Source organism: Ureibacillus acetophenoni, from assembly GCF_900220965.1.
GTDB lineage: Bacteria > Bacillota > Bacilli > Bacillales_A > Planococcaceae > Ureibacillus > Ureibacillus acetophenoni.
Genome location: NZ_OBQC01000008.1, coordinates 145,914 through 169,439 on the forward strand (window position 1 = coordinate 145,914; position 23,526 = coordinate 169,439).

Annotated in this window: 23 protein-coding genes; 10 read left to right on the top strand and 13 right to left on the bottom strand. The window is 34.4% G+C overall.

The annotated features are described in order from the left end of the window. Positions 1-23: 23 nt before the first annotated feature. The 9 genes from ssuE to CRO45_RS12085 form a co-directional block, all read right to left on the bottom strand. The gene (gene ssuE / locus CRO45_RS12045) at positions 24-563 is read right to left on the bottom strand and encodes an NADPH-dependent FMN reductase (RefSeq protein WP_328588629.1); all 540 of its coding nucleotides are present in this window, start codon (positions 561-563) and stop codon (positions 24-26) included. A 7-nt stretch (positions 564-570) separates the two neighbouring features. Further along, positions 571-1,272: an amino acid ABC transporter permease gene (locus tag CRO45_RS12050; protein WP_097149896.1), complete on the bottom strand. Its 702-nt coding sequence runs from the start codon at positions 1,270-1,272 to the stop codon at positions 571-573. 14 nt (positions 1,273-1,286) lie between these two features. Further along, complete coding sequence (locus tag CRO45_RS12055) at positions 1,287-1,991, bottom strand: amino acid ABC transporter permease (RefSeq protein ID WP_097149897.1); 705 nt, start codon at positions 1,989-1,991, stop codon at positions 1,287-1,289. Positions 1,992-2,038: 47 nt separating this feature from the next. After that, positions 2,039-2,842 carry a transporter substrate-binding domain-containing protein gene (locus CRO45_RS12060; RefSeq protein WP_097149898.1) on the bottom strand — a complete coding sequence of 268 codons (804 nt, stop codon included), beginning with the start codon at positions 2,840-2,842 and terminating at the stop codon, positions 2,039-2,041. Further along, positions 2,839-3,117: a glutaredoxin family protein gene (locus CRO45_RS12065; RefSeq protein WP_097149899.1), complete on the bottom strand. Its 279-nt coding sequence runs from the start codon at positions 3,115-3,117 to the stop codon at positions 2,839-2,841. Before CRO45_RS12065 ends, CRO45_RS12060 begins: the two co-directional genes overlap by 4 nt. A gap of 14 nt (positions 3,118-3,131) precedes the next feature. After that, the gene (locus tag CRO45_RS12070) at positions 3,132-4,145 is read right to left on the bottom strand and encodes an LLM class flavin-dependent oxidoreductase (protein WP_097149900.1); all 1,014 of its coding nucleotides are present in this window, start codon (positions 4,143-4,145) and stop codon (positions 3,132-3,134) included. Positions 4,146-4,166: 21 nt separating this feature from the next. Beyond that, a complete protein-coding gene (locus CRO45_RS12075) occupies positions 4,167-4,919 on the bottom strand; it encodes an amino acid ABC transporter ATP-binding protein (RefSeq protein ID WP_097149901.1) in 753 nt (250 codons plus the stop codon). Positions 4,920-4,977: 58 nt separating this feature from the next. Continuing rightward, entirely contained in the window at positions 4,978-6,306 is a 1,329-nt protein-coding gene (locus tag CRO45_RS12080) for an LLM class flavin-dependent oxidoreductase (protein ID WP_408057142.1), read from the bottom strand. A 305-nt stretch (positions 6,307-6,611) separates the two neighbouring features. Continuing rightward, positions 6,612-6,881: a LysR family transcriptional regulator gene (locus CRO45_RS12085; protein ID WP_097149903.1), complete on the bottom strand. Its 270-nt coding sequence runs from the start codon at positions 6,879-6,881 to the stop codon at positions 6,612-6,614. A 284-nt stretch (positions 6,882-7,165) separates the two neighbouring features. On the opposite strand from CRO45_RS12085, the gene yhbH reads away from it, so the two are divergent. Beyond that, entirely contained in the window at positions 7,166-8,323 is a 1,158-nt protein-coding gene (gene yhbH, locus CRO45_RS12090) for a sporulation protein YhbH (protein WP_097149904.1), read from the top strand. Between the two features lie 52 nt (positions 8,324-8,375). After that, positions 8,376-9,779 (top strand): SpoVR family protein, encoded by a 1,404-nt coding sequence (locus CRO45_RS12095; protein ID WP_097149905.1) that lies wholly within the window; start codon positions 8,376-8,378, stop codon positions 9,777-9,779. Between the two features lie 118 nt (positions 9,780-9,897). Here the strand turns inward: CRO45_RS12095 and CRO45_RS12100 are convergent, their stop codons facing one another. Continuing rightward, positions 9,898-11,532 (bottom strand): catalase, encoded by a 1,635-nt coding sequence (locus CRO45_RS12100; protein ID WP_097149906.1) that lies wholly within the window; start codon positions 11,530-11,532, stop codon positions 9,898-9,900. Positions 11,533-11,840: 308 nt separating this feature from the next. Next, positions 11,841-13,505 carry a ribonuclease J gene (locus tag CRO45_RS12105; protein WP_097149907.1) on the bottom strand — a complete coding sequence of 555 codons (1,665 nt, stop codon included), beginning with the start codon at positions 13,503-13,505 and terminating at the stop codon, positions 11,841-11,843. 249 nt (positions 13,506-13,754) lie between these two features. Between CRO45_RS12105 and CRO45_RS12110 the strand changes: the two genes are divergently transcribed. From CRO45_RS12110 to CRO45_RS12130, 5 genes are all read left to right on the top strand, one after another. Then, on the top strand, positions 13,755-14,453 hold the full coding sequence (locus tag CRO45_RS12110; protein ID WP_097149908.1) for a hypothetical protein: 699 nt from the start codon (positions 13,755-13,757) through the stop codon (positions 14,451-14,453). A gap of 68 nt (positions 14,454-14,521) precedes the next feature. Beyond that, positions 14,522-14,824 carry a YunC family protein gene (locus tag CRO45_RS12115; RefSeq protein WP_097149909.1) on the top strand — a complete coding sequence of 101 codons (303 nt, stop codon included), beginning with the start codon at positions 14,522-14,524 and terminating at the stop codon, positions 14,822-14,824. A 129-nt stretch (positions 14,825-14,953) separates the two neighbouring features. Next, positions 14,954-15,829: a radical SAM/SPASM domain-containing protein gene (locus tag CRO45_RS12120; protein ID WP_097149910.1), complete on the top strand. Its 876-nt coding sequence runs from the start codon at positions 14,954-14,956 to the stop codon at positions 15,827-15,829. A gap of 124 nt (positions 15,830-15,953) precedes the next feature. Further along, on the top strand, positions 15,954-16,838 hold the full coding sequence (locus tag CRO45_RS12125) for a phosphate/phosphite/phosphonate ABC transporter substrate-binding protein (protein WP_097149911.1): 885 nt from the start codon (positions 15,954-15,956) through the stop codon (positions 16,836-16,838). Positions 16,839-16,926: 88 nt separating this feature from the next. After that, positions 16,927-19,326 (top strand): bifunctional diguanylate cyclase/phosphodiesterase, encoded by a 2,400-nt coding sequence (locus CRO45_RS12130; protein WP_170949485.1) that lies wholly within the window; start codon positions 16,927-16,929, stop codon positions 19,324-19,326. Positions 19,327-19,385: 59 nt separating this feature from the next. Here CRO45_RS12130 and CRO45_RS12135 read toward each other — a convergent pair whose 3' ends face one another. Both CRO45_RS12135 and CRO45_RS12140 read right to left on the bottom strand, forming a co-directional pair. Further along, positions 19,386-19,967, bottom strand: a complete 582-nt coding sequence (locus CRO45_RS12135) for a YitT family protein (protein ID WP_097149913.1) — start codon at positions 19,965-19,967, stop codon at positions 19,386-19,388. A 77-nt stretch (positions 19,968-20,044) separates the two neighbouring features. Then, a complete protein-coding gene (locus CRO45_RS12140; protein WP_097149914.1) occupies positions 20,045-20,539 on the bottom strand; it encodes a L,D-transpeptidase family protein in 495 nt (164 codons plus the stop codon). Between the two features lie 189 nt (positions 20,540-20,728). Here CRO45_RS12140 and CRO45_RS12145 point away from each other — a divergent pair, with 189 nt between their 5' ends. The 3 genes from CRO45_RS12145 (at position 20,729) to CRO45_RS12155 (ending at position 23,390) form a co-directional block, all read left to right on the top strand. Next, positions 20,729-21,442, top strand: a complete 714-nt coding sequence (locus CRO45_RS12145) for an MBL fold metallo-hydrolase (RefSeq protein ID WP_097149915.1) — start codon at positions 20,729-20,731, stop codon at positions 21,440-21,442. 13 nt (positions 21,443-21,455) lie between these two features. Beyond that, on the top strand, positions 21,456-22,037 hold the full coding sequence (locus tag CRO45_RS12150; RefSeq protein ID WP_097149916.1) for a TetR/AcrR family transcriptional regulator: 582 nt from the start codon (positions 21,456-21,458) through the stop codon (positions 22,035-22,037). Positions 22,038-22,496: 459 nt separating this feature from the next. Then, positions 22,497-23,390 (top strand): DMT family transporter, encoded by an 894-nt coding sequence (locus tag CRO45_RS12155; RefSeq protein ID WP_097149917.1) that lies wholly within the window; start codon positions 22,497-22,499, stop codon positions 23,388-23,390. Positions 23,391-23,526: the final 136 nt, after the last annotated feature.

The window sequence follows — 23,526 nt, forward strand, 5'->3', positions numbered from 1 at the left end:
CTTTTTATTTTGAAACTATTAAATTATGCTTTAATCGTTTCTAAAACAAGTGCCTGTTTTACGGCATTTTCTAGACGGTAGATGACGTCATGTTCTACCACGAATGTTTCATTCTCTTTAGTTATTTGTTTATCAACAACATATACCGGACTCGTAACATGGGTCGCTCCTAAAATCGAAACAACGGGTTTTAATGCATACTCAAGAGTTAGTAAATGAGCAATTGAACCACCAATAGCAACTGGAATGACGGATTTACCTTCAAGTGCTTTTTGCGGTAGTAAGTCTAAAAATGTCTTTAATATTCCCGAATAAGCCCCTTTAAATACAGGTGTTAGTAGAATAACTATATCAGCCTCTTCAACCTTCTGTGAATTGCTAATAATCGTAGGACTAGCAAAGTTTGCTGTTATTAAATCATGTGCAGGTAATTGATGCACGATAATCGATTCATATGCTACATTATGTTCAATCAGAAGCTTCTCTATTTCTAGTTGAACTCCAATTAGTCGAGAGCTCAAACTGTTACCGCCATTTATAATAATTGCTTTCAAATTAATCACCTTTCCTCTAATTTCTCGCAACACCTGTGTTACTGTATGCAGTAATTTTTCTTTCAATTAATTGGGCAAACAATTCAATGATAATTGTAATTCCCCAATAAATAATCCCTACGGCAATGAAAGCCTCTAAAAATTTCAAATTACTTGAAGCTACAATATTCGCAGCGCCCGTTAATTCTTTAACAGAAACAAGGAAGGCGATGGATGTTGCGTGTAAAAATCCGATAATAATATTTGTTAAATTTGGAATTGCTGAAGCAAATGCTTGGGGTAATACAATGCGTCTTAATGTTTCCGATGTTGTCATACCAATAGAATAGGCTGCATCGATTTGCCCCTTTGACACACTCAAAATACCAGATCGAATAATTTCCGAAAGGTAAGCTCCCGCATTTAAAGCGAGTGCGATTATAACAAACACGGCAATAGGGACAAAGTTTAAGGAAATTCCAAAAGTAGATTCAAATAATATCGGTACCCCAAAATAGATAATCATAATATGCATGATGACAGGTGTTCCTCGATAAAATGACACATAAAAGTTCGCAATTGGAGTAAGAATTTTTATAGGATTCATTCGAAGGAACGCAACTGCAATACCAATCAAAAGACCAATTAAAATAGGCGCTATAGCGATGATTAATGTTAATGGTAAAGCCTTAATGATTTCTGTAAATGCTGTCCATATAAATGGAATATCAAGTTGCATTATATGTTCCTCCTTTATAACGAAAGTTCATCTTTCACCAAATAGCGATTTAAATATCGTTCGATCCATTTAAACAAGCGTTCAAATATCAACACAATCACGTAATAGATAATTGCTAGAGATATATATATTTCTACTGCATGCATTGTGGCTGATATTAACGTTTCGCCACGTCCCATCATGTCCATGACACCGATTGAAAAAGCGAGGGAAGTGTCTTTTAATGAACTAATGGATGCATTTGCGATATTTGGGAATGCCACACGAAAGGCTTGGGGAAACACTATTCGGTAAAAGTTTTGAAGTGGTGTTAACCCAATTGAATAGGCAGCCTCAGTCTGACCATAATCTACAGAAGTAATTGCTCCACGGAATATCTCTGAAAAAGCAGCAGCATTACTTAACGTATACGTTACAATGACGAAATAAAATGGGTCCATTCGTGTAATATCAATTCCAAATAGGCCAACGACAACAGGTAAACCATAAAATACTAAAAACAATTGAATTAAGATTGGTGTGCCACGGATAAAGGATATATAAACCGTTACGATTTCCTTTAAAATTGGGATGTGATAAAGTCTTGGCATCGCAATTAGGATGCCAAGTAATAGGCCAAGTCCTACAGATAAAGCTAAAATTTCGATTGTTATATGCAGGTAGGATAATAGCTTCGGAATAGATTCAACTATTAATGATGGTTCAAAGGAACTTCCCATTACGATGCCCTCCTCTCAATTTTCTTTAATTTTTCAATCATAAAATTCTATAATTGTACAGAATAGTCAGCACCTAACCATTTTGTGCTTAATTCTTTTACAGTTCCATCTTCGATTAACTCTTTTAATACTTCATCTACAGCATTCGATAATTCAGTATCTTCTTTGTTAAACATGAAGAAAATATCAGTGAATAGTAGTGGGTCACCGACGATTTTTTGTTGTGCATCAGCAGCATTATTATTAATATCAACTGCAAATGGGAAACTGAAAATCGCATCAATTCTTCCTGTCTTTAGCTGGTTATTCATATCAGCAGATTGAGTGATATAGGAAATCTCAGTGTCAAAACTATGATCTTTTACATATTGTTCTACAAAGATAGAAGCATTACTAGTTGGTGCTACAGCAACTGTTTTTCCGTTAATATCATCGATAGACTTAATCTCTGTGTTGTCTTCATGAACAACTACATGTAGAGGCATTGCATTATATGGTTGTTCGTTGAACAGAAACTTTTCTTCACGCTCTGCATTTTTTGCCATATTATGAGCTAGTAGATCAATTTTCTTCGTTTCTAAACTTAATAGTAAATTGCTAAAGTCCATCACTTGAAATTCAAACTCATATTGTTCAAGTCGATTATCAATTTCTTTTAAAAGTTCAATATCATAACCAGTTAAATTACCATTTTCATCATAGAAACAAATATTAATAAATTGTGATCCTGTACCAATAATGATCTTCTCAACGCCCGCTGCTGAAGCTGAAGTTGATGAATCACTAGAGTTTCCGCAAGCGGATAATAATAGAAGGGCACTTAACAGAATAGCTGATAACAATTTTTTCATGATAGTTGTACTCCTTCATTTTTGAGTTTTTCAAGTGCACTTTGTAAATGTTCAACACCTAATTCTGTAACCGCAGTGAATTTGTTGCCTTGACCAATTTCTACTACTGGTACATAACGAATTCCATATTTTACTTCTAAAATATCTCTGAATTCATCGTGTTCAGTTACATCAATAGTTTGGTAGTCAATCCCTTCTGTTTCTAAATAACTTTTAACTTCCCCGCAATATGAGCAACCTTGTTTAGCCCAAACGACCACTTTTAAATTTGTCATGTTCAAATTTCCTCCTAAATCTTTAAAGGGATTCCGAGTTTTTCTAAATTAGTTGGACTTATTAATTGGAATGATTCATTACGTACTTCTTCATTTAACACTGGTGTATGGTAAATAAACTCATCAACTCCGTATTTTGTATGAAGTTCATCGAGTTTCTCTTTTATTTGAACCGGGGTACCACTAATAACATTTGGTTCATGTTTTTCAATAGTAAAGCTTTCTCCGGATTCTCTTCCAAGTTTTTCTGCTTGTTCTTCCGTTACTAACGTTAATCGTTTACCACTTGCAAGGTGTACTTTGTATAGTGTTTGCCCTGCAGCAAAATCCTTCGCTTTTTCCTCATCTATTGACGCTATAACATTGACTCCAAGAATAAATCGTCCAGTTGGGAAATGTTCACGGTAAGCCTTTACTGCTGCTTCTAATTCTTCGTCATTACTATTAAAGAATTGAGCATAGGCAAAAGAGATACCGAGTTTTGCTGCATCTTCCGCACTTCCTCGACTTGCCCCAAGTAAAATGATCTCAGGTTTTACTTTTGGAATCGGTGCAGCTTTTAACTCTGCAAATTCATGATTTTCGGGAACAGTATTGTTTATAAATTGGTTCAAAAGGGAAAGTCGTTCATAAAAATCATTTTCGGTAGAAAATTTTTTATATTGTAAAGCCTTTGTTGATAATGGCAGACCACCTGGAGCTTTGCCGATACCTAAGTCCACACGGTCGCCTGCTAAACTAGCAAGAACGTTAAAATTTTCAGCTACTTTGTATGGGCTATAGTGTTGAAGCATCACACCACCTGAACCAATACGGATTTTCTCAGTTTTTGCTAGTAAGTAAGAGACAAGGACTTCTGGTGATGAACCTGCTACCTCAGAAGAGTTATGGTGTTCTGACACTAAAAAACGATGATATCCGAGCTTTTCAGCGCCTTGAGCAAGTTTAACTGTTCGTGCCAATGTAGCTTCATTTGATTCTTGATTTAGTACAGGACTTTGATCTAACAAGGAAATTTTATAATTCAACTGATTGACTTCCTTTCAAAATTAAATTTCATATGTGAATTCAGGGACTAATCTTCGTAAAAATTGTTTTGTTCGATCGCTCTTAGGATTGTTAAAGATTTCACTTGGAGTGCCTTCTTCAACGACAACGCCACCATCCATAAACACAACACGATTCGAAATATCCCTTGCGAAGTTCATTTCATGTGTCACGATGATCATTGTGATACCTTCCTTAGCAATTTTTTGTATCACATCCAAAACTTCGCCAACAAGTTCAGGGTCAAGGGCGGAAGTTGGTTCATCGAATAATATAACTTCTGGATTTAATGCAAGTGCACGGGCAATGCCAACCCGTTGTTGTTGGCCACCTGAAAGTGCACTTGGATAGTTATTTGCTTTATGCTCAAGGCTCACTTTAGTAAGCATTGTTTTAGCAATTTCAATGGCTTCTTTTTCACTCTTTTTCTGAACGATCATTAACCCTTCCGTAATATTTTGAAGTACTGTTTTATGTTGGAATAGGTTGTAATTTTGAAAAACCATTGCAGTTTTTTTTCGAAGCTCTGTTATTTCTTTTTTTGAAGCTGTTTTTACATCAAGGGCAATATTGTCAACTTTGATCGTCCCTTCATTTGCTTTTTCTAAAAAGTTAATGCATCGAAGTAGTGTCGTTTTTCCAGAACCACTTGGACCTAAGATAGAGACGATATCGCCTTTGTTTACTTGTAAATCAATACCTTTTAACACTTCTGTTTTACCAAAGCTTTTTTGAATGTTAGAAAGCTGAATCAATATTTTTACCCCATTTCATCAGTACACCTATATAAATACTAGGTTTTAAAACAAAAAATTAGATTGGTTGTTTTGCTTTTACATATCGATTTTCAACAAATGGAATTCCTAGGTTTCCACGTAGCGTATCAGCTGGATAATCCGTACGATAACGACCTTCTTCTTGGAGAATTGGTATTACTTTGTCTACAAAGTCATCTAATGTATGTGGTGCAGTTGTGGCAATAATGAACCCGTCAGCCCCTTGTTCATCTACCCAACGAATGATTTCGTTTGCAACACTTTCCGGTGTACCGATGAAAGGAGAACGTGGTGTCGCTTCTCGTAAAGCTACTTCTCGTAATGTTAAATTTAGTTCTTTAGCATATTTTTTAATGTTGTCAGTAGTACTTCTAAAACTATTTGCTCCAATTTCACCTAACTCAGGGAAAGGTGCATCTACATCATATTGCGTGAAATCATGATGATCGAAGTAACGCCCTAAGTAAGCTAGTGCTTTGTCGATAGAAACTAAGTTAGCAACTTCCCAATATTTACGCTCTGCTTCCTCTTCTGTGTCACCGATGATAGGAGATATGCCTGGGAAAACTAGTACTTCCTCTGGGTTACGTCCTTCTTCACGAACAGCTTTTTTTAGTTTTTGATAATAATCCTGAGTTCCTTCTAGAGTTGCACCGTGAGTAAATACGGAATCTGCAGTTTTTGCCGCAAGACGAATACCAGCTTCAGAAGCACCTGCTTGGAACACAACCGGTTGACCTTGCTTAGAACGTGCTACATTTAATGGTCCACGAACAGAGAAATATTTCCCTTTATGATTAAGAACATGTAATTTCGAAGGGTCAAAGAATTGGTCGTTTTCAACATCTGCGATAAACGCATCATCTTCCCATGAATCCCACAAACCTTTTACTACTTCGAGGTACTCTTCCGCAATTTCATAACGGACAGGATGACTTGGATGGTCTTCAATTGTTTTGTTGAAGTTAAGTGCTGTACTTTCTAATGGAGTTGTTACAACGTTCCAGCCTGCGCGGCCATCACTAATTAAATCAAGTGACGCTAACTGTCTTGCAACATTAAATGGCTCGCTATAAGAAGTTGAAATTGTTCCTACAAGCCCAATTTGTTTTGTTTGAGCAGCTAAAGCCGATAAGATTGTTACAGGTTCAAAGCGATTCAAAAAGTGCGGAATTGATTTTTCATTAATGAATAATCCGTCTGCGATAAATACTAAATCAAATTTTCCTTCTTCTGCTTTTTGAGCTTGTTGTGTATAAAACTCAAGGTTAACGCTTTGATCTTTTTTCACTTCTGGATGACGCCACCCTGAAATGTTTCCTCCGACACCGTGAATAATTGCACCAAAATGAATTTGTTTAACCAAATTTTCTCCCCCTAAAAACATTTATTTTTAATTTCTAGCAAACCGCTAAGTATTATTGGAATTTACTGAATTCTAACACTGCAAGGATAAATTTAGCAATACGGTTAGTGATAGAAAAATACTATCAAGACAAAATGCTTAAACGATGGCATTAGTTGTTGATAGAAAATACCTATCATTAATGGTTTGGGCCTTAAGCAACCTGAAAACTAATGAACAGTTTGAATGACTAATGTGGGAGAAGCACCTTTATTTGTATAAAAAAGAGAATAAAAAAAGTCACACAAACATAGATTGTGTGACATCTACAAAGATGGATTATTTCTATTAAGATATTTTTTACTTTCGTAATAAGATTCTACAATGTTAGTTGCAAATGGAATAAATTCCTTTCCACTATCCGTCAAACTTATACTACGACCTTCACGATGAAAAAGCGTTATTCCGAGTGAGTCTTCCAGCGATTTAATACGAGCCGAAACGGTTGGTTGTGTTAAGTATAATGCATTTGCTGCTTTATGGATGCTTTTATACTTGACGACGTAAAGAAACGACTCGATATGTTCAATATTCATTGCCACCCCTCAATTCCAAATATAATACCAACTTTTTCTATATGCTTTGTATTATATGACGAATGGAAGAAATAAATCAATATAATTAGAAGTTTCAGGTAATGTTGTAAAAGAATTTACTATGACTCTTTTTTATTTTTTAAAATTTAGTGAAATATGTCAGAAAATTCTCATATTATAAGAAAAGTGCTTTTCCTCTTTGTCATTTCACCAAGGTATTGCACTTTTTGACGAGTTGTCCAAAGTCGATGAAAAAATTAAAAATATAGATGGGTGAGGATAATATGAGCGAAGATCAAAAAAACTTTGTTATCTCTAAGGAAAACTGGTCCCTCCATCGCAAAGGGCATCAGGATCAACAACGTCATATGGAAAAGGTTAGGGAAGCTATTAAGAATAATCTACCAGATATTGTGAGTGAAGAAAGTATTATCATGTCGAATGGTCGAGAAGTCATTAAAGTACCGATTCGTTCTTTAGATGAATACAAAATTCGCTATAACTACGACAAATCTAAACATGTTGGCCAAGGAAAAGGCGACAGTAAAGTTGGAGACGTAATTGCACGAGAACGAGGAACTGCAGAAAAAGGGCCAGGTAAAGGAAATAAACCAGGCGATGCTCCAGGTGAAGATTACTATGAAGCTGAAGTTAGTTTAGAAGAAGTACAAAATTTATTGTTTAATGAACTGGAACTTCCGAACTTACAAGAAAAAGAGAAAGAAAATATTACGATTGAAAAAATTGAATTTAATGATATCCGTAAAAAAGGCTTAATGGGAAATATCGATAAGAAAAGAACGATTCTTTCAGCTATTAAACGAAATGCAATGAAGGGTGAAGCAAAAATTACCCCTATCAACAACGATGATTTACGTTTTAAAACGTGGGATGAAGTCATTAAGCCAGAATCAAAAGCAGTCGTTTTAGCGATGATGGATACGAGCGGATCCATGGGAACATTTGAAAAGTATTGTGCGAGAAGTTTCTTCTTCTGGATGACACGGTTTTTAAGAACTAAATATGAATATGTTGATATTGAATTTATTGCTCACCATACTGAGGCAAAAGTAGTGACGGAGGAAGAATTTTTTACAAAGGGTGAAAGTGGAGGTACAGCTTGCTCATCAGCATATGCAAAGGCGCTAGAATTAGTTTCGGAAAAATATAATCCGAAACGATACAATATATATCCTGTTCATTTTTCAGATGGTGATAATTTCTCAACAGACAATGAAAAGTGTTTAAAATTAGTAAAAGAACTGATGGGAGTTTCTAGTATGTTTGGTTATGGAGAAGTTAATGCACACAATCGTTACTCAACATTAATGAGCGTATATCGTAAAATTGATGATCCAAAATTTAGATATTATATTTTAAAACAAAAAAATGACGTATATGAAGCATTGAAAAGATTCTTCCAAAAGCCAGTAGAAGCATAACATTTGAACAATTAAATATTCCCTAAAATTGATGGACGGAGGGATTCATTTTATGGAAAAAGAGCTTCATAAGGCGATTGATGAAATTACGGAAATAGCCGTTGGATTTGGATTAGATTTCTTTCCAATGCGCTATGAGATTTGCCCAGCAGATGTGATTTATACAATCGGTGCATACGGTATGCCTACTCGTTTCACTCATTGGAGCTTCGGTAAACAATTTCATAAAATGAAGCTTCAATACGATTTCGGTTTAAGCCAAATCTATGAATTGGTTATCAATTCCAATCCGTGTTATGCATTCCTGCTTGATACAAATTCGTTAACGCAAAACAAATTAATTATCGCCCATGTTTTAGCCCACTGCGATTTTTTCAAAAATAATGTCCGTTTTTCAAATACAAGAAGAGATATGGTTGAGAGCATGACTTCAACGGCCGAACGTATTGCTCATTATGAAATGTTATATGGAAAAGATGAAGTGGAACAATTTTTAGATGCGGTCCTAGCGATACAAGAGCATATTGACCCTTCTTTACTAAGACCTAAACTGATGTATAGCGATTTTGAGGATGACGAAGAAGAGATCATTGTAAAACCAAAATCACCTTATGATGATTTATGGAATTTAGATGTCGAGTCAAAAGATGAAAATAAAGTTCGTACAAGAAAGAAAAAGTTTCCACCTAGGCCTGAGAAAGATTTACTGTTATTTATCGAAGAATATAGCCGAGAACTAGAGGAATGGCAGCGGGACATTTTAACAATGATGCGAGAAGAAATGCTATACTTCTGGCCACAACTAGAAACAAAGATTATGAATGAAGGATGGGCTTCATACTGGCACCAACGAATTATGCGCGAGCTTAATTTAACAACAGATGAGACTATTGAATATGCAAAATTGAATGCAGGTGTTGTGCAGCCATCAAAAACGACTATTAACCCTTATTATCTCGGTTTAAAAATCTTTGAAGATATCGAAAAACGCTATGATAATCCAACTGAGGAGATGTTAAAAAGAGGAGTTAAACCTGGGACAGGAAGAGAGAAAATATTTGAAGTACGGGAAATTGAATCGGATATTTCGTTTATAAGGAACTATTTAACAAAAGAGCTTGTTGAGCAAGAAGATATGTATCTCTTCGAGAAGAAGGGGCTAGAATATCGTATTAGTGATAAAGATTATGAAAATGTGAGAGATCAGCTAGTATCCATGCGTGTAAATGGAGGATTTCCTTATATCGTCGTAGAAAATGGCGATTATTTACGAAACGGTGAGCTTTATTTAAAACATGGCTATGAAGGAATGGAGTTAGACGTAAATTATTTAGAAAGGGTACTTCAATATATTTATAAATTATGGGGTAGACCCGTCCACCTAGAAAGCATTGTGGAAGAAAAGCCAATTCTATATACCTACGATGGCAAAAAGAACGTCCGTAGATTTATGTGATTAGGTGCCAGGTACTCAGTTAAACCCTTTTGTAGTTTGAATATTCAGAATTGTTTGTGTACCTGGTACACAAACAATTCAAAAAAGCCCGTGAAAAAAATTCACGGGCGTTTTTGTGTTAATATGGTTTGGAATTGCGAGCTTTTTTAATGACATCATCAATTATTTTCTTCGAATCTTTTGCACCAAGTGGACGTGGATTAAAGTCTTCCGCAAATTCCTCTTTGTTGTTGCTCGCTTCTTTTTTCTTCTCACTTAGTCCATCTCTTAAACGACGTCCATATTCTTCGTCGGCTTGTTCAGCAAGTGCGATCATTTTATCTTGTATATCTTGTGGGCAAATACTTAGATCATTTACTAAGTTATTAATTAATTCGTCTTTTTCCCATTGTTCAAAGTTTCGGTACGTTTCACCTGCTTGTTTCGTATTATCATTACGGTCGATTGATTCACGTACAAGCTCACCTTGGATCATTGGAGTATATTCTTTGCCAACCTGTTCAGCTTCTTTTAAGCCTCCCATACTAGATGGTTCATAGTTGACATGTAAATTTTGACCGGGTGCTTTGTCATTATAATAACGTAATTGACCACCTTCTTGATTTGTGGCAACACGCTTTTTGGCAGCATTAATTGGAAGTTGCAGATAATTCGCGCCTACTCGATAACGTTGTGTATCTGAGTAGGAGAATGTTCTTCCCTGTAACATTTTGTCATCAGAGAAATCTAGTCCATCGACAAGTACCCCAGTTCCAAATGCAACCTGCTCGACTTCGTTATGATAGTTTTCAGGGTTTTTATTTAACACCATACGTCCTACAGGTAACCATGGGAATTTGTCATTTGGCCATAGTTTTGTATCATCTAGTGGATCAAAATCTAACTCTGGATGTGGACCATCCTCCATAATTTGAACAAACAATTCCCATTCTGGGTAATCTCCGTTTTCGATAGCTTCGTACAAATCTTGCGTAGCATGATTAAAGTTTTTCGCCTGTATTTCTTCAGCTTCTTTTATCGTTAAGTTCTTAATCCCTTGTTTTGGCTCCCAATGATATTTTACTAGTACCGCTTTTCCTTCATTGTTCACCATTTTATATGTGTTTACTCCGGAGCCTTGCATCATTCGATAGTTCGCTGGAATTCCCCAAGGAGAATAAACAAGGGTCACCATATGGAATGATTCTGGAGAATTTGCACAAAAATCAAAGAAACGACGTGCATCTTGAATGTTTGTTACAGGATCTGGTCTAAAAGCATGAATCATGTCTGGGAATTTCATAGCATCACGGATGAAGAAAATTTTTAAATTGTTTCCTACTAAGTCCCAGTTCCCATCTTCAGTATAAAATTTCACCGCGAAACCTCGTGGGTCACGGACTGTTTCAGGTGAGTGAACTCCATGTACTACAGTGGAAAAACGAACGAATACAGGTGTTTTCTTTCCTTTTTCCTGAAAGAGTTTTGCGCGAGTATATTTAGATGCTGGCTCATCACCAATTGTGCCGTATGCCTCAAAATAACCATGGGCACCAGCACCTCGTGCATGTACAATTCGTTCAGGTACTTTCTCCCGGTCGAAATGACTAATCTTCTCAATGAAGTCATAGTTCTCTAGTGTTGCAGGCCCACGATTTCCAACCGTACGTATATTTTGGTTGTTTGTAATTGGGTGTCCTTGTCGGTTTGTAAGAGTATCGTCATTTTCAATATTTGTTTGGTACTTTTCTTCGTTTGATGGATCGTTTGTCATTTAAATCCTCCTAATGCAAATAATAGTTCTTTATAAAAATGATGTCCTTAGTTGTGGAAACTTAATCAGTTTCTATTGGTAAAATGCTCTTTTGAAAAATAGATGGGGTTTTGTTGCAATAAAAATGGTGAGTTGATCATAAGACGCCTAAAGTTGCTCAATCCGGCAATAAAGTTGCTCAATTCCAGGGCGAACTCGCTCAATTGTGGTGGAAAGTTGCTCAATTCCATGACAAAATCGCTCAATTCCAGACTAAACTTGCTCAATTTAAGCTTTGATTAAAAAAAGTGCCCTGCATAAGGGCACTTTTAAATCGCAATGATGATTGGTAAAATCATCGGCTGTTTATTTGTTTGATCGTAAACAAACTTTCCGACTTCTTTCTTAATAGCGCGGCGCATTCCTAGCACATTGGCATCGTTGAATGGATCAATCGTTCTCTTTACGACTTCATTAATATTACTTAACAGTTCTTCGGAATTTTTTGCGTAAACAAATCCTCGAGAAATGCTATCTGGGTCTGAGATTCGATCACCATTTTCTTTACTTATCGTAACTACAATGACAAGCATCCCTTCTTCGGATAGCTGTTTACGGTCACGAAGGACTATATCAAACACTTCATCGTCACCGGTGTTATCCACATATGTGTCTCCAGCGGTTACACTACGAGTTTGTCTCGCTTCACCATGCTGGATATCTACAACTTCACCATTTTTAATAATAAATGTATTGCCTTCTTCAACTCCAACTGCCTCAGCTAGTTTTTGATGAAGGTGTAGCATACGATATTCGCCATGGATTGGTATAAAGTATTTAGGCTTCATTAAAGTAAGCATTAACTTTAAATCTTCTTGATATCCATGACCTGAAACGTGCATTCCTGTAATTTTAGCGGAACCATAAATGACGTTCGCCCCTAATTGGAATAAGTTATCAACAATTTTCGAGACATCCTTTTCGTTTCCTGGTATTGGAGAAGCAGCGAAAATGACTGTATCACCAGGGTAGACCTTTACATCTCTATTACTATTTGTTGATAAACGTGATAACGCTGCTAGTGGCTCCCCCTGACTTCCAGTACATAATATCGTTACACTCTCAGGTGAAAGATGTCGCACATCTCGAGCATCAACCATCATCCAATCAGGTACATCTAAATATCCTCTTGCTCTAGCAATAGAAACGACATTCACCATACTTCGACCAAGTAATGCCAATTTTCGATTCGTCTTTTTACATGCTTCTACAATTTGCTGTACACGGTTTACATTCGACGCAAATGTCGAAATGATCACTTTTCCTGTCGCACTAAAGAATGCTTCGTCAATATGTTTTCCAACTTCACTTTCCGAAGGTGTCATTCCAGGTCTTTCTGCATTCGTACTTTCAGAAATTAAAGCAACGATACCTTCATCACCAATGTTAGCCATTTTATGAATGTCCGTATATTGATCATTTACTGGAGTTAAATCAAATTTAAAATCTCCTGTATGCACAACTTTTCCTTCTGGAGTGTCGAATACAATACCTAAGCAATCTGGAATACTATGACTTGTTCTAAAGAAACTAACTTGTATATTGCCAAAATCTAATTTGGAGTTTGAATTAATTTCAACTAAAGTCGATTCACGTAATAACTTATGTTCTTTTAACTTCAGTTCAATTAATCCAAGAGTAAATCTTGTTGCATAAATCGGAACATTTAACTTTTTTAGGAAATAGGGGATACCACCTATATGGTCCTCGTGTCCATGAGTTAGGACTAAACCTCTTATTTTGTGTTGATTTTGTTGTAAATAAGTGACATCAGGAATGATTAAATCAATTCCGAGTAAATCATTTCCTGCAAATTTTGCACCGCAATCAATAATGATTAGGTCATCTCCGTATTCAAGGACATACATGTTTTTCCCGATTTCATTTATTCCACCTAATGCAAAAATCGATAATGTATTTTTACTTTCAGACAATTAAGCTCCCTCTCTTCGCATACAGTCATTTCTACATATTTCATCATTGGTAGGTTTTCTAAACATTGATTAGTATAACTATTTGTAAAATTTTCTATACGAATGTTTCTCAATGACTTGCTATTAAAATTTTTCTTTCTCCATACTTTTTTCTATTAAATTTCAAAAATTAAGTATGAAACTCTAGTAACTCGAATAGAATTTTATAAGTTTATAATTTGGAAAATATATATTAGGGGATGAAATAGAATGCAAATGTTCTTGATTAGTTGGATTTTCTTATTAGGCATAGCATTTTTTATATTAGCTTTTTTCCTAGGTCCACTATTGATGGTTGGGTCGTATTTATTAATCGCTTTTATGATGTTTCTATGGGGTTATATAGAACTAAGAAAAGAAATGGATAAAAAAATGGAAGAAGATTTAGAAGAAACCAGGGAAATGCTAAATGAAATTCCTCATACTAAAGCAACTCTATCAGAAGATTTACTAACTAGTTTGTTAATAGATGAAAGAACAAATACTTTTTACGTTGCAAATAGAGAATATGTTGATGATGAATTTAACTATAAGTCGTTCCCTTTTTCAAAATTGTTAGAAGTAGCGATTTTAGAAGATGGGAAAGTGAAATATCTTTTTCCAAGAGAAGGTATAATCGGAGGTACAATCAATGACGAAGGACAAGCAATTATTAACCTTTACGAGTCAGAGGAATCAGAATATGAAGACGACGATGAAACAATAAAGAAAATATCTTTGAAGCTGGTTGTGGATGATTTTTCAAATCACACGATTGAGTATATTTTTCTAGAGAAGGATGATCCAATAGAAAAAGACAGTGATGACTATATAGATACTATAAAAGAGTGCACGAATTGGTATCAAATGCTTAGTTTAATGATAAACCAATACAAACATGAAAAAAGGCTTGTCGGTCCTTGGGTTTAACAAAATATGTGATTATCGTTAACACTATTCGAACCTACTCCATATTTTAGAAGTGGAGGAGGGTTTACATGATATCAACAGAAACGTTAACTATTCAAGGGCACATTTTTAATGCGGTGACTGTGTATTTACCTAAGACTACATTGTTAACAATCTCTAATGATATTGGTTATATAATGTGTGGTGCCTTGGATGTTGGATTGTTGAATGAGAAACTGGCAGATCGTAAAATTGTTGCTGGGCGTGCGGTAGGTGTAAAAACGATTGACGAATTGTTAAAAGCACCACTTGAATCAGTAACCTATGAGGCAGAAAAGTTTGGTATTGTAAAAGGCATGATTGGTGAAGAAGCTTTATTGAAAATGATTTAACTTCTATAAATGGCGTATTTGTTCTAAAAACAAATACGTCATTTTTTGTGGAAATAATACAACTACAATGCTAATATTAAGGGATTTTGATAAAATGAATGTCAATATAACTGAAATGGAGAATAGATAGTGAAGACCTTTAAGAAAGTTTATGTAGAAATAATAAGTGTTTGTAACCTCGCGTGTAGTTTTTGTCCCCCAACAAATCGTACGAAAGGGATTATTAAACTTGAGGATTTTAATAGAATATTAGACCAACTAAAACCACATACAAAATATATTTATTTGCATGTAAAGGGTGAGCCACTAATGCACCCTCGGATAGATCAATTATTAGATGCAGCCCATGAAAAAGGATTTAAAGTTAACATTACAACTAATGGTACTCTAATAAAGAAAAATCGAGAGAAACTTTTAGGAAAACCTGCTCTTAGACAAATCAACTTTTCATTACATAGTTTTGATGGTCATGAAGGGTCGGAAAATCGTGAAAAATACCTTGGAGATATTTTAGAGTTTGTTCGTGAAGCGAAGGAACATGGTGTAATTATCTCTTACCGTTTATGGAATTTGCAAAGAGGCCAATCAACTGAAATTGCTAAGAGAAGAAATCGAGAAACGTTAGAAATTATTGAACGTGAATATAACTTGGACTATAGGATTGAAGAAAGAGTTGTTCCAGGTGGCGGAGTGAAAATTGACAAAAACATTTACTTAAATCAAGACCATGAATTCAGATGGCCAAGTCTTCTTGCACCAGAAGATGAAGGCAAAGGATTCTGTCATGCCTTAAGAAGTCATGCAGCCATACTAGTTGATGGAACAGTTGTACCATGTTGCTTAGATGGAGATGGAATTATAAAACTTGGAAATGTTAACGAACAGTCATTCTCAGAAATCGTTGAGGGAGAAAGGGCAAATCGTATTGTCGATGGATTTTCGAATCGAGTAGCAGTAGAAGAACTATGTAGAAAATGTGGTTTTCGTCAGAAATTTGGAATGTAATAGACCTATAAAAAATACTATTTTGTAGTAGAAATCTATGGATTCATTAAAATGACTTAACAATGAATTTACATTTGTATAGTATGATGTAAAAAAAGCTACTAATTATGGGGTGAATCCATAGATGGTAAAATTGAAATTTGCATTAGTGATTGTCCTTTTATGCTCAATTTTAGTAGGATGTAACGGAAACAAAGAGGAGATAACGATAGGATTGATTCCTTTAAAAGACAAAGAAGAGATGATTAATAACTTTGATCCCATCAAACTTTATCTAGAAGATAATATAAAGACTTCAGTTAATGTTATTATTGCTGATGATTATGCGAGTCTTGTTAAAGGAATGGAACAAGGAACTATCGATATTGGGTGGTATGGTGCATATTCCTATATAGCGGCAGATAGTCTATTAGATTTAAAACCTTTAGTTGTGCAAGAAAGAAAAGTAGATGGATTATACTATCAGTCTTTGATTATAACGAAGAAGGAATCGGATATTCACACCATTGAGGATTTAAAAGGATCCACATTTTCAATTGTAGATTCTGGTTCAACATCAGGCTATGTCCTACCGTTTGCATTATTTAGAAGTAGAGATATTGAAATTGAAGATTTCTTCGACGAAGTCCATTTCTCAGGTACCCATCAGCAAGTAACTATTGATATAGAAAGCAATCTAGTAGATGCAGGAGCAATTAGTAGTATTCAATTTGAAAAATTAATAAAAGAAAATAAAATCGACGAAAATGATTATAGAGTAATCTGGAAGTCAGAAGATATTCCAGGTTCTCTTTTTGTTGCTGGAACTAATATTGATGAAAAAATACAGGAGAAATTTATTAGTGCAATGGTGGCTATTCATCAAGAACAACCCAAAGCATTAGAAGAATTTGATGATTCAATTGAAAGATACATTGAAGTTGATAATAGCATCTATCATTCTATAAGAAATATTGCCACGATTTTGGGTAAAGATTACATGATAGAATTTTTTCTAAAAAGTGAATGAGTAAACTTGAGGATGAGTGACCAACTTGAGAACAAAAAGCATAAAGTTTTGGGCAATATTACTAATACTATTTATGTGTTTAACCACCATGACATTATTTGGTTTTATTGCTTCTAAAAGCATTAAGAAAAATATTGAATTACAATATGAACAAGAATCAGAGACGGTATTAAATCGTACGGCCATCTATTTCGAAAGTTCATTTAACATAGTTGAAAAAATAATAGAGAAAATAGAACAAACACTTACCACTGACCAAAAATTGACGAGTGATGAATTAGAATCTTTATTTAGTGATTATCAATACATAATTCCATTAAAAGGTACATTTGTTTATGGCCACGTTAATGGTCAACTTTATACAGGCGTAGACACCGAAATACCTAATGATTTTACCCCTATTAAACGGATGTGGTATAAGGAAGCATTATGGAACAAAGAAGACATAGTCTGGACAGATCCATACCTAGATTACCTCGATCAAGAAATTGTTATCTCAGCAACCAAATATGTTAAAGGTCCAAACTATGATGGAGTCATTGCTGTTGATTTTCAATTAGATGAATTGAGTGACATCATTAGTAAATCTACAATTGGTAACGATGGCCTTGTCATGTTGTTAAATCAAAGTGGTTCGGTAATTGCAAATCGACATAACTATCTTCTTGGTGAACCCATATTTGCTGAACAATATCATTCATTAATTGAAGAAACGAGAGAAAAATATGTCCCATACATAATTAATGAAGAAAATTTTATTCTCCATTCCCACGAAATAGAACAAATCGGTATGAATATTCTAACGGCCATCAGTGAAGATGAAGTGAACCATAAATTAATCGAAAACTTAATCCCAATATTAGTGGCTGGTATTGTTTGTATATTATTTTTCAGCTTCATGGGTTATGGAATTACATTACTTTGGACAAGACCTATAAAAAAACTGGGAATTCTCATGAATCATGTGGAAAATGGTAACTACCAAGTCCGTGCAAATGTGAAAAGCTATAAAGAAGTAACTCGTTTGGCAATGGGCTTTAATAGTATGATTCGAGCAATAAATAAGCGTGACCGAAAACTAATGATCTCGAATAATGAGATAAAGCGGACTGAGGAACAATTACGTAAGAAATACGACGAATTAAAAGAATCTCAGAGGGTACTTAAACTTAGTGAAGAAAAAGTGGCTCATCTTGCTTCTCATGACTCTTTAACTGGATTATTAAACCGTAGAAGATTAAATGAAGAATTAACTAAATCAATAGTAAATGACAAAGATTGTCCAATAGCAGTAATTTTTATTGATTTAGATAATTTTAAAATGGTAAATGATACACTTGGACATTCTTTCGGAGATCGATTAATTGTAAAAGTAGCTGAGTTGTTGAAAAATATATCACCACCTTATAAACAAGTTGCTCGAATAAGTGGCGATGAATTTATACTTCTCATTTATGATATTGAGTCAGAACAACAAGCAGAGGAAGTTGCAAAAGAAATCGTCGACCTGTTTGATACGGGAATAGTTATTGATTCAAAAATACTAAACGTTACGGCAAGTATCGGAGTATCTATGTATCCCGAACATGGCACAACCGCTGAGGATTTATTAAAGACTGCTGATATGGCAATGTATCGTGCAAAGGGCTCAGGTAAAAATGGTTATCGACTGTTTGATGAGAGTATTCAAAAGGAGATTCATGAAAAGTCTGTCATCGAATCAGGTATACGTAAAAGTTTAGAAACGAATGGGTTAGAACTCCATTTTCAACCTCTGTATAATACAAAAGATAAAAAGATTACGAGTATTGAAGCTTTACTACGTGTGAGGTCTCCTGAATTGGTACAATTTGGAATTCAAAAAATAATTCAAATTGCTGAATTTACAGGTCAAATTGTTGAGATCGATAATTGGGTATTAGAGAACGCATGTATAGCAATTAAACGAATTAATAAGCAACTTGTAAATCCAATAAAAATTTCTGTTAATATTTCACCCGTCCATATAATGCAACAAGATTTTGTAGAAAATGTTCAATACATTGTAGAAAGTACTGGTATTCCACCAGGATGGTTACAATTAGAAATTACAGAAACATCTTTAATGAAATCTTTTGAAACTAACTTTAAAAAATTAGAAATGCTAAAGGAATTGGGAATATCAATACATTTAGATGATTTTGGGACAGGTTATTCTTCTTTAAGTTATTTAAATAGTTTACCTATTGATCGTGTGAAGATTGATAAAAGTTTCGTTGATATGATGTTAAGGTCTGAAAAGGAACAGAGAATTATTGAAACGATCATTAGTTTAGCACATAATATTGGGTTGGAAGTTGTTGCAGAAGGTGTTGAACAGAAAGAACAACTTGACATGCTTGTGAAATATAAATGTGAATTAATACAAGGATATTATATTAGTAAACCAATTAATTTCGAAAAAGTTGTTTTGAAACTCCAGGAAGAAGATATTAACTACACAAACTAAATTGTTCTTACTATATTTGTTATAGAGATGTGACTAGATTCCACTAGTTACATCTTTTTTTATGTAGTAACTTTTACATTCCGGGTAATTAGGCTTGTTGTCATCCCAACAAATAAAATCGTTACGATTGAAAGGAGTAGTGTCGAAGTAGAAATTAATAGTCCACCTAATAGTACGATGACTGCGTCTATGAAAAAAATGATAACCCCTACGTTTATACCTGTTTTATCGCAAATGAATTGTGCGATTAAGTCGGTTCCACCAGTGCTTGTCTTATATTTTAGCATTAGACCTATGCCAAGCCCAACTAGTATTCCACCTAATATAGAATTGATCATTGGATCCAGGCGAGCGAACTGTTGAAAGGGTTTGAACAAATCTATAAGAAAAGATGAAATAATCATCCCATGCAAACTATTGTAAAAATAATCACGATAATAAAACCAAGCAACCATAAAGATAGGAATGCTCAAACAAATGATCATTAGTCCTGGTTTTAAATTCCAAATATACTTTAGAATAAGCCCAATTCCGATAATGCCCCCGTCTAATATTTCATAGGGGACTAGAAAGAGGTTTATACCTATCGCGATAATAATACTACTAATTATAATGATGAACCCTTTATTAATAAGATACATACATTTCCTCCAAGAAGTGGACATGTATGTATCTTATGAAAATAATAAATAATTAATGAGTTTAATATAATTGGAAATCAAGCATGAATAGATACAGCGGTGCCATTCGGGATTATTGCTGCGAGTTCTTCCACATCTTGATTGTGCATTCGAATACATCCTCTTGAAACGGCCTTACCTATGGAACTTGGATCATTAGTGCCGTGAATACCGTAATGTTCTTTTGATAGACTTAACCACATTGTTCCGAAAGGACCTCCAGGGTTTGGTGCACGATTAATAACAACGAAGTTCCCAATGGGGGTTCCAAAGAGCATTCGTCCCACAGCAATTGGATACGATTTTTGTAATACATTATTTCTATATAAATCTAATCTTCTATTATTAATTGAAACATCAATGTGATATGGGATTGTGCTTGGATCAGGTAATCCTGGTATTAGAATGCGTTGTCCCACATAAATTATATCTGGATTGATTGTAGGATTAGCTCCGATGATAACGGCTATTGGTAGCCGGTAATCACGTGATATTTGAAGAAGGGTCTCTCCAGGCAATACCGTATGATACAACTAAATCACTCCTTACTTATTTAGTCTTCTCTACATCTTATGTAAAAGTATGAAATCGTTTCAGGAGAAAAGGTATTTAAAAAAATTTACAAAAAGTGGTTGCAAACTAATGGTGTTAGTTATATTATAAAACTAACGGTATTAGTTTTGTGTTAAGAACGACATATCACTTTTAAAGGGGCTAAAAAAATGAGAATTTCAAAATTTGGAAATCTTTACCAATTAACGCTTTTACCACGTTTATTTCCTGTAAATTGTTATCTTTATGAAGAAGAAAATGAGTTAATTCTTATTGATGCAGGAATGCCTGCCAGTTTTAAAGGAATTGTTCATTTAATCGAACGAATTAATAAGCCATTAACAAATATTATTTTAACCCATGCCCATGGAGACCATGTTGGCTCAGTGGATCAATTAAAGCAACGGTTTCCTAATGTAATCGTCTCAATTTCTGTACGTGATAACAGACTATTACTAGGGGATCAATCTTTAGGTGATGAAGAGCCGAAGTTGCCTATTAAAGGTGGATTTGATAAAAATTTAAAAACAATACCGGATCTTCTTTTAAATGAAGGAGATCGAATTGGATCTTTTGAAGTTATCTCTACTCCAGGACATACTCCTGGTTCTATATCGTTATTTAATACGATCAACAAACAATTAATAGTTGGAGATGCTATGCAGACAAAAGGTAAAGTAGCAGTTGTAGGTCAATTAGTACCAACGTTTCCATTTCCGACTTTTGGTACGTGGAATAAAAAGCTTGCCCTTGAAAGTGTAAAAAAAATATTACAATTAGAACCATCGCTTGTAGCTGTAGGACATGGTAAAGTGTTAGAGAATCCAATGGATATATTAAAACAAGCAATTCATGAAGCAGAAAAGAAATTAGTTACAGTTTAAGGAATGATGTAAAGTGGTTAGAGTAGGATTAGATTTAAATAAAATTATTCAAACTGCAGTGGAGATAGCAGATAATGAGGGATTGGAAGCTGTCACGCTTGCATCACTTGCGCGGAAACTATCTGTAAAATCCCCTTCATTATTTAATCATATTAAAGGTTTAGCAAGTTTGAAAAGTGAAATGTCGTTATATGGTTTAAGGTTACTTCTGGAAAAATTAAAAATTTCTATAGAAGGAAAAGAACAAGATGAAGCCCTTTCTGCAATGGCTTATGCATATGTAGAATTTACACGAGAACATCCTGGTTTGTATGAAATTACGATTCAGGCCCCTGAAGAAATTGACGGTGAATTAAAAAAAGCTAGTGATGAGATTGTTGAGCTCATCATACATGTGTTAAAGGATTATAATTTAGATCATAATAACATGATCCATACAATCCGAGGATTAAGAAGTTTATTGCACGGATTTTCATCATTGGAACAAAGTGGTGCATTTGCGATGTCTATTAGTGTTGAAGAGAGTTTTGAATTCTTAATTAAGAACTTTATAAAATCAATTCATCAAATTAATAAAGAGAGCAACATAAAGTAGTTAATAATAAGAGTTTGAGCACTTAATAGAAATGGTGCTTAAACTTTTTTTATATTCCAGGTGGAATATTATATTTTAGAGACTGCTAAATTACCTATATCGACAATTGTATGGGATAAAATAATCCATAATACACTTAGATTTTCTTATCCACATTCTGTAAATATCATTTCTCGGGAAATAATGTCGAATGGAAATAAAATAGGTCAACTTGTAAAATATACCGATTTATGACATTTATTTGCCTTAGATTCTATATTCTACATTGAAAAATTAAAGGATGATCCAACTTTCTCTATATCCTCTATATCAATATGCTAATAAGTTCATCAAAATGATGAAATTAAATAAAAGTATACTAATCTTAGTATAAAAATAAGAAAACAAATCATGGAAACTATTATATAATAGTTGATATTATTAGATTTATTGTAATTATTAATAAACTTGGAGGAAGACATGCGTAAATATATTGGAGAAGCCATGTTAATCATTACGGCAATTATTTGGGGGAGCGGATTTGTATTCTCTGCTGTATCGTTAGATTATTTTACCCCTTATCAAATTCTTGCTTTAAGATTTACGATTGGTGTGCTCATTTTAAGTGCCGTTTTTTATAAACGTCTAAAGAAAATAAAAAAATCAACATTGAAAAGAGGGTTATTGTTAGGGATATTTCTCTACTTAGCTTTTTTACTTCAAACAATAGGTTTACAGTATACGACACCATCTAAAAATGCCTTTTTAACTGCAGTGAATGTTGTAATTGTTCCTTTCATAGCGTTTTTTGCTTATAGAAGAAAGATAGACAAGTTTGAATTAACGGGTGCCTTTCTTGCAATTATTGGGATTGCCTTTTTATCGCTACAATTTACAACGGAAGTAAATATTGGAGATTTATTAACGCTTGCTTGTGCTTTTGCATTTGCTTATCAAATCTTTTATACTGCGAAATTTGTTAAAGATGAAGATCCAATCCTATTAACGGTTATACAGATGGGTGTAGCAGCAGTATTAGGTTGGATTGCTGTTATTTTAAATGGAGAAATGAGCTTTTCATTTGAAACGGAAGGGATTTTATCAGTATTGTACTTAGGTATCTTTTCTACGACATTAGCTTATTGTTTCCAAACAATTGCACAAAAGTATACTTCCGAAACAAAAGCAGCGATTATTTTATCAACAGAAGCGTTCTGGGGCATGGTTTTCTCTATTATCTTACTAAGTGAAATTATTACAACAAGAATGATCATAGGTGCAATACTTATATTAATTGCCATTCTTATTTCAGAAACAAAACTATCTTTTTTCAAAAAGAAGGATTTACTAGAAAATAATTTTCAAAATAAATAGGTTCGTATTTAATGTATCTGAAAGGAAATCCTTTCAGATACTTTTTTTGTGCGCCCGGCATGGGCTATAACTTGGTGGTGAAAGTCCACTACAGGCTTGGCAGTAGGAACTGTTAGCTAATGGCAAGGGTGTCCAC